Consider the following 1,684-nt stretch of genomic DNA (forward strand, 5'->3'; position numbering starts at 1 on the left):
CGACCGGTTGATCGGTCGCTTGCGCGAGTGGCGTCGCGCGCAGCGCGTCGGCGCGTACCTGGCGCGCGAGTACGCCCGGTTCGCGCGCGCCGGCGGCCGGCCGCGGCCCGACCATCTCGGTCGCGAGCGCGAACGCGATCAGGTTGGCGAGAAAGAGAACAGCGATCAGCCAGCGCAGCATCGTCGAAACTCCCTGTCGTCATTCAGTTGAAGCGGCCCCGTGCAGCCGGTTTTCGTCCGCGTCGCGGCTGCGGCACGCGTACGCGACCCGTCAGTCCTGCGCGCTCGCTTCGGCGGCAATCAGCGCGAGGCCGGACAGGATCAGCGCGTCGTGCCGCGTATGCGGCAGCGTCAGCGCGCGCGCGATCTCGTCGGCCGCGCCGCCGGCCAGCACGAGCCGCACCGGTGCCTGCCAGGCCGCCGCGAGATCGCGCCACGCGCGCTCGATCAGCCCCGCCTGCGCATAGAGGCAGCCGGCCGACAGCGAGCGCGGCGTGTCGACCTGGAACGGCTCCGCCTGTGCATCGGCGAGCAGGCCGCTCGCGATGTCGGTCGTCAGCGTCGGCAACTGCGCGGTATGCGTGCCGAGCGCGCGCATCATCAGCGCCCAGCCCGGCGCGATCAGTCCGCCGGTGAAACGGCCGTCCGCGCGCAGCGCCTCGAGCGTCGTCGCGGTGCCGAACGTCGCGATCAGCAGATGTTCGTCCGGAAACGCGGCGCGTGCGCCGATCAACCCGGCCCAGCGATCGCTGCCGAGCTGTTCCGGCGTCGTGTAGCCGTTCGTCACGCCGCATTGCGCGGGCCGCGACCGGATCGTCGTGCGCGGCAGCCCCGGCCAGCGTGCATCGAGCAGCGCGTCGAGCCGCGCGCCGACATCGGCGCCCGCCACGTTCGAAATCCATGCGCCGCGCGGACGCGGCAGGTCGGCCCAGTCGGGATCGGCGCCGCCGTCGCGCGTATGGCCGAACGCGCCGGTGCGCACCAGCGTGCGCTGCGCATCGGCGAGCGCCCATTTGATGCGGCTGTTGCCGGCATCGATCAGCAGATGCGGTTCGCTCATTGCGCTTCGCGCAGCGACACGTCGCCCGCCGCGATCGCCTGAATGCCGTTCGGCGTGTCGAGCAGCAGCTGGCCGGCCGCATCGATGCCGGCCGCGATGCCGCGCGCGCGTTCGACGCCCTGTTCGAGCAGCACGACTTCGCGGCCCGCGTATGCGTGCAGCGCATGCCAGCGCGGCAGGAACGGCGCGAGCCCGTCGGTCGCGAACTGCGCGAGTGCGGGCGTGAGCGCGTTCAGCGACGCAGCGAGCGTATCGGTGAGATTCGCGCTTGCGCACGCCATCGACAGCGCGGCCGGCGGCAGTCCGCTCGCCAATGCGGCTTCGCGCGCGCGCAGCGCGTCGACCTGCGCCGCGACGGCTTCCGCGCCGCGCACGTTGATGCCGAAGCCGATCACGACGGCGGTGGCGTCGGCGGTGGTCCACACGGTTTCGATCAGGATCCCGGCGAGCTTGCCGACGATGCGCGACGTGCCGCCGTCGTCGGCCGCGGTCAGCAGCAGGTCGTTCGGCCATTTGAGCGCGACGCGCGTGCGTGCGTCGAGCGGCAGCGTCGCGAGGCCTTCCGCGAGCGCGACGCCGATCGCGATGCTGAGGCCGCCGAGCGCCTCGACGGGGCGCGGCACG

At 73.0% G+C, this 1,684-nt stretch carries 3 protein-coding genes; all 3 read right to left on the minus strand.

Annotation, left to right across the window (positions count from 1 at the left end):
* On the minus strand, positions 1 to 181 hold a 181-nt coding region (locus HMPREF3115_RS02190; protein ID WP_070553326.1), incomplete at its 3' end, for a hypothetical protein.
* Between the two features lie 90 nt (positions 182 to 271).
* The gene (locus tag HMPREF3115_RS02195) at positions 272 to 1,060 is read right to left on the minus strand and encodes a type III pantothenate kinase (protein WP_059842959.1); all 789 of its coding nucleotides are present in this window, start codon (positions 1,058 to 1,060) and stop codon (positions 272 to 274) included.
* On the minus strand, positions 1,057 to 1,684 hold a 628-nt coding region (locus HMPREF3115_RS02200; protein WP_256275967.1), incomplete at its 5' end, for a biotin--[acetyl-CoA-carboxylase] ligase. The genes HMPREF3115_RS02195 and HMPREF3115_RS02200, both read right to left, overlap by 4 nt.

Source organism: Burkholderia sp. HMSC10F09, from assembly GCF_001806955.1.
Lineage (GTDB): Bacteria > Pseudomonadota > Gammaproteobacteria > Burkholderiales > Burkholderiaceae > Burkholderia > Burkholderia multivorans.

Coding starts and splice junctions, on each gene's coding strand:
- HMPREF3115_RS02195 (WP_059842959.1), bottom strand. CDS start 1,060: ATGAGCGAACCGCATCTGCTGATCGATGCCGGCAACAGCCGCATCAAA.